The sequence below is a fragment of the Variovorax sp. WDL1 genome, assembly GCF_001541225.1.
Lineage (GTDB): Bacteria > Pseudomonadota > Gammaproteobacteria > Burkholderiales > Burkholderiaceae_C > Variovorax.
Genome location: NZ_LMTS01000259.1, coordinates 1 through 7530, shown reverse-complemented (window position 1 = coordinate 7530; position 7530 = coordinate 1). Strand labels below are relative to the sequence as shown.

The 7530-nt window shown below is 63.4% G+C and carries 12 protein-coding genes; 11 read left to right on the top strand and 1 reads right to left on the bottom strand.

Translation table 11 applies throughout. The annotated features are described in order from the left end of the window. From APY03_RS44880 to APY03_RS32650, 7 genes are all read left to right on the top strand, one after another. Nucleotides 1–215: hypothetical protein (locus APY03_RS44880; protein ID WP_232324499.1), on the top strand; the 215-nt coding region annotated here is incomplete at its 5' end. Nucleotides 216–246: 31 nt separating this feature from the next. Beyond that, nucleotides 247–1956 carry an amidohydrolase gene (locus APY03_RS32670; protein WP_068683803.1) on the top strand — a complete coding sequence of 570 codons (1710 nt, stop codon included), beginning with the start codon at nucleotides 247–249 and terminating at the stop codon, nucleotides 1954–1956. A gap of 156 nt (nucleotides 1957–2112) precedes the next feature. Beyond that, on the top strand, nucleotides 2113–2898 hold the full coding sequence (locus tag APY03_RS32665; protein ID WP_083944710.1) for a LuxR family transcriptional regulator: 786 nt from the start codon (nucleotides 2113–2115) through the stop codon (nucleotides 2896–2898). A 73-nt stretch (nucleotides 2899–2971) separates the two neighbouring features. Continuing rightward, nucleotides 2972–3577, top strand: a complete 606-nt coding sequence (locus tag APY03_RS32660; protein WP_068683794.1) for an acyl-homoserine-lactone synthase — start codon at nucleotides 2972–2974, stop codon at nucleotides 3575–3577. Further along, the gene (locus APY03_RS32655) at nucleotides 3574–4440 is read left to right on the top strand and encodes a phytanoyl-CoA dioxygenase family protein (protein WP_068683792.1); all 867 of its coding nucleotides are present in this window, start codon (nucleotides 3574–3576) and stop codon (nucleotides 4438–4440) included. The genes APY03_RS32660 and APY03_RS32655 overlap by 4 nt, the downstream gene beginning before the upstream one ends. A gap of 8 nt (nucleotides 4441–4448) precedes the next feature. Next, nucleotides 4449–4652, top strand: coding sequence for a transcriptional regulator domain-containing protein (locus tag APY03_RS44875; protein WP_232324498.1), 204 nt, complete (start codon nucleotides 4449–4451; stop codon nucleotides 4650–4652). A gap of 34 nt (nucleotides 4653–4686) precedes the next feature. Next, entirely contained in the window at nucleotides 4687–5196 is a 510-nt protein-coding gene (locus APY03_RS32650; RefSeq protein WP_068683790.1) for a DNA -binding domain-containing protein, read from the top strand. Between the two features lie 8 nt (nucleotides 5197–5204). Here the strand turns inward: APY03_RS32650 and APY03_RS32645 are convergent, their stop codons facing one another. Then, nucleotides 5205–5510: a helix-turn-helix transcriptional regulator gene (locus APY03_RS32645; RefSeq protein ID WP_232324497.1), complete on the bottom strand. Its 306-nt coding sequence runs from the start codon at nucleotides 5508–5510 to the stop codon at nucleotides 5205–5207. A gap of 2 nt (nucleotides 5511–5512) precedes the next feature. On the opposite strand from APY03_RS32645, the gene APY03_RS32640 reads away from it, so the two are divergent. The 4 genes from APY03_RS32640 to APY03_RS32625 all read left to right on the top strand — a co-directional run bounded on the left by APY03_RS32640 (nucleotide 5513) and on the right by APY03_RS32625 (nucleotide 7390). Next, nucleotides 5513–5791, top strand: a complete 279-nt coding sequence (locus tag APY03_RS32640) for a hypothetical protein (protein ID WP_068683784.1) — start codon at nucleotides 5513–5515, stop codon at nucleotides 5789–5791. 186 nt (nucleotides 5792–5977) lie between these two features. After that, nucleotides 5978–6208, top strand: a complete 231-nt coding sequence (locus APY03_RS40820) for a helix-turn-helix domain-containing protein (protein WP_083944709.1) — start codon at nucleotides 5978–5980, stop codon at nucleotides 6206–6208. After that, complete coding sequence (locus tag APY03_RS32630; protein WP_232062359.1) at nucleotides 6201–6776, top strand: S26 family signal peptidase; 576 nt, start codon at nucleotides 6201–6203, stop codon at nucleotides 6774–6776. Before APY03_RS40820 ends, APY03_RS32630 begins: the two co-directional genes overlap by 8 nt. Continuing rightward, complete coding sequence (locus APY03_RS32625) at nucleotides 6764–7390, top strand: lytic transglycosylase domain-containing protein (RefSeq protein ID WP_068683781.1); 627 nt, start codon at nucleotides 6764–6766, stop codon at nucleotides 7388–7390. Before APY03_RS32630 ends, APY03_RS32625 begins: the two co-directional genes overlap by 13 nt. Nucleotides 7391–7530 lie beyond the last annotated feature (140 nt).

Here is a 7530-nt window from a genome sequence, read left to right as displayed (position 1 = left end):
GCCAGCACCTGTTGGCCCTGGGGATGCCCCTGCGCAGCATTGAAGGGGGCGAATTTCTCTCGTCCGATTGGAATGCCCAATTTGATCGTGACCGCTATTTTTCGCGTATCGCTGTAATCAGTTCTGTGGACATAAAGGAAGCGCCTGCCGCATTAGCCTCGCGCGATCATTCCATTTCATTTCAACCAAGGCGCCAGGGAGATGCCGATGCATAGGGCCATATTTGCTCATTCGCTGCTCGCCGCCATGATGATCGTCGAGCCCGCCCGTGGCGCGCCGGCGCCTCTGTTGGACACTGCCACATCATCCGGTCCGGACCTGATTCTGGCAAACGGACACGTCAAAACACCAGATGGATGGGCGGAAGCGCTGGCGGTCCATGAAGGGGTGATCATCGCGGTCGGATCTTCGGAAGAGGTCGCCAGGCTACGAAAAGACGGCACCCGGACCATTGATCTGGGTGGCCGCACCGTATTGCCTGGGCTGCACGATCTGCACGTGCATCCCATTTATGCCGGGGTGCGCGAGGCACAGTGCAAGATTCCGCAGGGGTCGAACCTCGAACGGACGCTCAACCTCGTAAGGGCCTGTGTCGACAAAGCCAAGCCGGGAGACTGGATCATCGGCGGTCAATGGGATGCTTCGGCACTGGGCAAGATCCCCAACCGAGCCATGCTCGACAAGGTGGCACCCAACAATCCAGTCTATCTGGAGGACACCAGCGGCCACAGCAATTGGGTGAACAGCCAGGTGCTGAAGCTGGCTGGTGTCACCAAAGAGACTCCCAACCCTCCTGGCGGCATCTTCGAGCGCGATGCTGATGGCGTGCCGAGCGGCGTGCAAAGGGAGTCCGCCGTCGATGTCATCTCGCGCATCACCCCCAAGCCGACGTTGGCGCAGGCAGAAGCTGGCCTTAGATGGTCGCTGCAGCAGATGCTGTCGTTCGGCATCACCTCCTTTACCGAAGCCGCTGTCGGCTTCACCGCCGGAGGGGCAACCGAGCTTGCGACCTATGCCGCTATCGCCGATGCTGGTCAGCTGAAGCAAAGGGTGCGCTTGTGCATCACGTGGGCGCCGGGCGTCCCTTCGACCCTGTCGGCGATTGCATCTCGCAACATTTATTCGCGGAATCGACTGGCGGCCGATTGCGTCAAGATCTTTCTCGATGGTGTTCCGACTGATAGTCATACAGCCGGCATGCTGGAGCCCTATGCGGGCGGAGTTGGTGGGCGCAACGATGAAGCCAGCCGCATGGGTCTGTTGCTGATACAGCAAGATGTCCTCGACAAGGCGGTTGCCGATTTCGACAGGCAGGGGCTAACAGTGAAGTTCCACGCAGCGGGAGATGCCGCGGTGCGTGAAGGGCTCAACGCCATCGAGGCTGCCCGCAAGGCCAATGGTTTTACGCCCAATATGCACAAGGTCGGACATTCCCTATTCGTTGCTCCCGGGGACATCAAGCGGGCACGAGCGATCGGTGCGACCTTCGAGGTTTCCCCTTATCTCTGGGGTCCCACTCCGATCAACGACGACATCACCAAGGCGGTGGGGCCGGAAAGGATCGAGCGGGTTTGGCCGGTGCGCGAAATGCTGGAGGCCGATGCCTTGGTCGTGCCGGGCTCCGACTGGTCGGTTGTCCCGTCGGTCAATCCCTGGATAGGCCTGGAGCAGTTGGTTACGCGCCAAAGGTCCGGTGGCAGCGCGGATAGCTTTGGCAAATCCGAGGCGATCAGCTTTGAGCAGGCATTCCGCATCTTCACCGAAAATTCGGCACGGCAGGAAGGAATGGGAAACAAGGTGGGGCGCATCGTTCCGGGAATGCTCGCTGACATTATCGTCACCAATCAAAACCCGTTTGCCGTCCCGCCCACGAAGATCCACGAGACGCGAGTGGACATGACCTTCATTGAGGGCGAGCTGGTCTATCGGGCCGATGTTGGCGAGCCGGCGAAATGAGTGGGGCGTCGAGATGACGGGCCCGCTATCACGCCCACAGCCAATGAAAACCTGACGAAGCGGGGAATCTTGAGCTTCAAGTGGCGGAACGTCGCGTCATCTGAACGTCGGGGAATCTGTTGCAATCGGTCCAGCAGGGGGACGAGGCATGAATGAATGCAGTCTGACGCACGGCCCAGCAGACCGTTCTGCCTTGAGCTGACCAGCACCGTTGTCGAAGTCCTTCGGGCGACGTCATCGCGGGATGAACTTGTCACCTTGATGGAGGCGGTCGTCCGCGAGATGGGCTTCCGGCATTACGCGCTGGTGCATCACGACGACCTGCGGACGCCGCGACCCGACCGTGTCGATTTAAGGGACTATCCGCCAGCGATCATGGAGCGGCTCGTGACCCAGCGTCGCTTCAGGCGCGATCCCGTTATCCGCGGATGCATCTTTGCCGACAGTGCATTCCTCTGGTCCGACCTGCCTCGGATCATTCGCCTGGACCAGCAGGATCGCACGAGCCTGGAACGTGGCGCACAAGAGGGGCTGAACGAAGGCATCACGGTGCCGCATGTCCGGCTCGGCGAGCGTATGGGTTCCTGTACATTCGCAGGAATGTGCCGCCCCGAGCGTGCGCAGTTGTTCCTCGGTGCTGCGCAGATGATCGGTGTCTTTGCTTTCCAGGCGGCCCGCCGGCTGCTCTGCGGGGAGTTGCCGACTGTCCCATGCCGGCCGAGACTGCACCCGCGCCCGCGTGATTGTGTCATTCTGGCGGGACGCGGATATTCCAATAAGGAGATTGCCCGCGCGCTAGCTCTCACGCCTCGCACGGTTGATGGCTATCTGACCGAAGCGCGCCGCCTGTTTGGCGCGCAAGACCGCACCGAGCTCGTCGTGAGCGCCGTGCTTGCCGGGGAAATCGGTCTGGACGAGCTGAGGGCTCGTCAACCCGAGTAATCACTCGGTCTATTTCGGGCCGCTCATCGCTGCTCTCTTCCGGCACGACAGGTCTATGCCGGGAGAAACCTCTATGATCCATGTTATCGAAAATGATTTGGCAGCGGACAGCCAGCCGCTGCTTTGTTCGATGTTCGCCGACCGCAAGCGTCTTTTCGTCGACCTGTTCGGTTGGGATGTCCCGGTGGTCGATGACCAGTACGAGATCGACCAGTTCGACAATGCTCATACTGTCTATTTCATCGTCTCTGACGCACGCGGTGAGCATCAAGCCTCTATCCGGCTCTTTCCCAGTACCCATCCGCACATGCTTGGTACGCTCTTTTCTAATCTCTGCCCATTCGGGGTCCCCGTGGGCAATACGACCTGGGAAACCACGCGGCTATGTCTGCCCCAGCGACACGGTGCTGCCCGGAGACTCAAACTGCGCAACATGCTGTTCTCGGCAGTCGTAGATTTTGCGCTGGAGCGCGGGATCGAGCGCTTGACTGGCCTCATCCCCGATCCGTTCCGCAAGGAAGTCCTCGCGATGGGCTGGCAGGCCGAGCCGCTCGGGCCCGCCGTGCATCTCCCAGGCGGAGCGATCGGCGCCTTCCTCATCCATGTCCGTCCGGACACGCCCGAGCGGCTTCGCTGGACGGGTGTCTATGCCGATGCTGCCGATCGGGTGTCGGCATGAGCGCCGCCGTCGATCGCCACGCCGCGATGCTCGCGCGCGATGGCTGGTGCGTGTTCGGGCGCGGCGTCGAGCCTGCCCTGATCGCTGGCATCGAGGCGGATCTGAACCCTCGCTTCGCTGCGACACCGCTATGCCAAGGGGCATTCTACGGCGACAGGACGAAGCGTTTCGGATCGCTGCTGACCCGCTCGTCGGCGATCGAACGCCTGGCGAGGCATCCGCTGATCCTGGAGATCGTCGAGCAGATGCTCCTGCCATGGTGCGAGCGGATCGCGCTCAATCTGACCCAGGCCATCGAGATCCACCCCGGTGCTCTGCCCCAGCTGCCGCACCGCGACCAGGACATGTGGCAAGGGCCCAAAGGCAGCCTCGAATATCTCGTCAACGTAATGTGGCCGTTGACCACCTTCACGCGGGAGAACGGCGGCACGCGAATCTGGACGGGAAGCCACCTCGAGCAGGACATTCCGGTGCTTGCCGAAGAGGACGTGGTCGTGCCAACGGTGTCGCCGGGCGACGCCCTGATCTTCCTCGGCTCCACCCTGCATGGCGGTGGCGGCAATGCCAGCGCGGCGCCTCGGCGCGGCATCGTCATCAGCTACTGCCTCGGCTGGCTGAAACCCTTCGAGCTGCAATGGCTAGTCTACCCACCACAGGTAGCGCGCCACTTCTCGCCGGAACTGGCTGCGCTCGTCGGCTACGCCCAGCACCGCCCCAACCTCGGCAATGTCGAGGGCCAATGCCCCTCGATCCTGTTGCGAGACAGAGTGCCGGACCATCTGCCGTCGATCGACGCGCTGCGGCCCGACCAGGCCGAAGCGGCCGAGATGTTCATCCGCTCCCAGATGGGCGAGATGGGCTGACGAACGCCGTGAGCGGGACCGCGCATCTGCCGGACTGGCGCGACCGGGCGGCCTATGATGCCATCCCGGCGCTGGGCCGCGATGCACTTGCCTGGGAAGTACTGCGCCGGAATTCTGCTTATTGGCGATTTGCCGCGGCCAGCGCGTTGACCGCGGAGATACCCGCAGGCGAGCCCGGCTCCGCGGGCGAATGGGGGCTGCACTTTCCCTGAGAATCCGGAGCTCGATTGCGTCCACGCGGCACCCATGTGGAGAGCGGACGTCGATGCGCGCGTGCTGTTGGTCGGGGCGAGAGCGACGACCCGGCTCGATGCCACGGACATTCGCCGCTTCGATTCGCGCATCCTCCCGGATGCGGATGGCGAGCACGTCCGCTTCATCGCCCATGGCGAGATATTTCGCCTGGATGTTGTCTCGGGGACCGTAATGTCAGGTCCCGTCCACCTGACCTACCTGCTCGCACAGGATGGGCGGCTAGCCCAGCAGATGGACACTATCCGGCGACTTGAGCATAGACTTGCGGGAACTGAACCTAGCGCGGTCGAGAGGGCTTCCAGGGTAATACGATCGGCCACGGCGCTGCGCGCGCGCGATGCCCGCGCGGATGGCGCATCCCTCAGGGAAATCGCGACCGAACTGTTGGAGGGCGGCGAATGGCCTGGGCCGGGAGAATACCGCAAGTCCGCCATACGCCGGTTGGTCGCAATGGGTGAAAGCTTGGTCAGGCAGGGACCGCTGCCGATCCTGACCTGGTGACCCGACGGCTAATTCTTCAGGACTTCTGGCGGAAGGTCGTTCATCAGCAGGACGTAGGTTTCGATGCCGAGAGGTTTTGCGATCTCATCGAGCCGGTCGATAGTGACACTATACTTCTGACGTTCGAGAGCGCTGATGTAAGTTCGATCGACCATCGCGGCATCTGCCAGCGCTTCCTGTGACAAGCCTCTCGCGGCACGTAGAACGCGCAAATTGTGGGCAAGAGTCTTCCGGCTCGACATAAGCGATGTTGAGCCCGCTTGCGGGCCTTTTAGCCATGGCGTAAGGTCTCCAAATTGATGAGCAAACACCACATTTGGAGTTTCTTGTGCTGCGGAATGTCGCGCCAAGTGGTCAGGTAACGGGCTATGATCGGCAAACCCTTCCGATTTACGCCGAGTTGCTCGACGCCGACGCTGCCGGCATGGGCTGGGCCGAAGGAGCACGACTGATCCTCGGCCTCGACGTCGCGGCCGATGGCGAGACCGCGCGAAAGTGCTGGGAAAGCCATCTTGCCCGCGCCCACTGGATCGTCGGTGAGGGGCTTGGTTCCGCACTGGAGGCGTTCGGCCGGAAATCCGAACAGGCTGGTTAAGCCCAAAGTTTAATTTGGCGCCTCGCGCTTCGGGCGGGTCTGCGCCGCCCCGTCGGCACCCTGCCCTCTCACCCGGGTGTGTCGAAATGCGAGTGCCGGTTTTCGACACTCCCCGCGCGCGCGATCCGTCGGCATCACCCGATCCACCCGCCGCGCGTCGCGGCGCGATACATTTGGATCGAAGCCATGAACGACGATGATCAAGTCGCCCGCGCGGGCCTCGCACTGCGCGGCTCCCCTTTCTTGAGCCCCGAACAGGCCGCACACTATCTTGGCGTTTCGGTGCGGACGCTCCAGGAACATCGCAGCGCCGGCACCGGTCCGCGCTTCCGGCGCCATTGCCGCCATGTCCGCTATCATATCGACGATCTCGATTGCTGGTCGCTGGGCGCCCGCGGGGAGCGCGATCGTGATTGAGCGCCACACCGCGGCTGCCGCGCTCGCGCGCTGGGGCCAGAGCCTTCGCTTCGCCCGATCGCGGCGGCGGCGCTTTGCGCGCCGCGGCCTCGCCCTTGGTGGGCTCGCGGCCGCGCTCGCCGCCACGATCGCGCTCCCGCCGCGCCCCTTCCTTGTCTGGAATGCCAGCGCGAGCGCACCGATCGGGCTCTACCGTGTCGGGGGGACCGATCTCGCGACCGGCGATATGGTCATCGCCTGGCCGCCAGCTCCTGCCCGCGATTTCGCCGCGCGCCGGCACTATCTGCCCGCCAACGTGCCGCTGGTGAAGCGCGTCGCGGCCGAACCTGGTGATACCGTTTGCGCGCTCGGGCAGGAGATATTCGTCGATGGCCGCTGGATCGCGAACCGCCTGATCCGCGATGGCGCGGGCCGCCCGATGCCGTGGTGGACCGGCTGCATCACGCTCCGGCGCGGGGCGATGTTGCTGCTGATGGCCGATAGCCCCGCCTCGTTCGACGGGCGCTATTTCGGTCCAACGGACCGCGGCGATATCGTCGGCAAAGCAACCTTGCTGTGGGCGCGCTGAGATCGCTCGCCATCGCGCTAGCGCTGCTGGTAGCAACGTCGGCGCATGCGGAACTGGTCGAGCGTTGGCGTCCCTATATCGATGAAGCATCGGCCCGGTCAGGCATCCCGGCGGCATGGATCGAACGCGTCATGCGCGCCGAGAGCGCCGGAAAGACGATTTTGAATGGGCGGCCGATCACCAGCCGGGCCGGTGCGATGGGCCTGATGCAGCTCATGCCCGGCACATGGGCACAGGTGCGTGCGGCGCTTCGACTTGGAGCTGATCCGCACGACCCACACGACAACATTGTCGCGGGCGCTGCCTATCTGCGGTTGATGTACGACCGGTTCGGCTATCCCGGGCTGTTCGGGGCCTATAATGCCGGGCCCGCGCGTTACGCCGAGCATCTCGCGACGGGCCGAACGCTTCCCGGCGAGACGCGTGCCTATCTCGCGTCGGTGGGCGGTGTGACCGCGCAGCGGCCAGACTCAATGCAAACGGTGCCGGTGAACCCGATCTTCTTCGCCCTGCGATCGGCGCCATCCGGCAAGACCAGCGATCGAGCGGGTTCCCCGACACTCTTCGTGCCGCTCAGCACGGAATCGTTCGCTTCGGCTGAATCGCAACCGTGAAGCTAGCCTCGGCGCCCCCTCACTTGGCTGCGTTCACCTCGGCCGCCCAGCGTTGAGCATAGCCTTCGGGAAGGACAGCATCATGTGGCGTCATCGTGAAGCGGGGTCTCCTCGTTTTCAGTGCAATAAGTGACGGTACG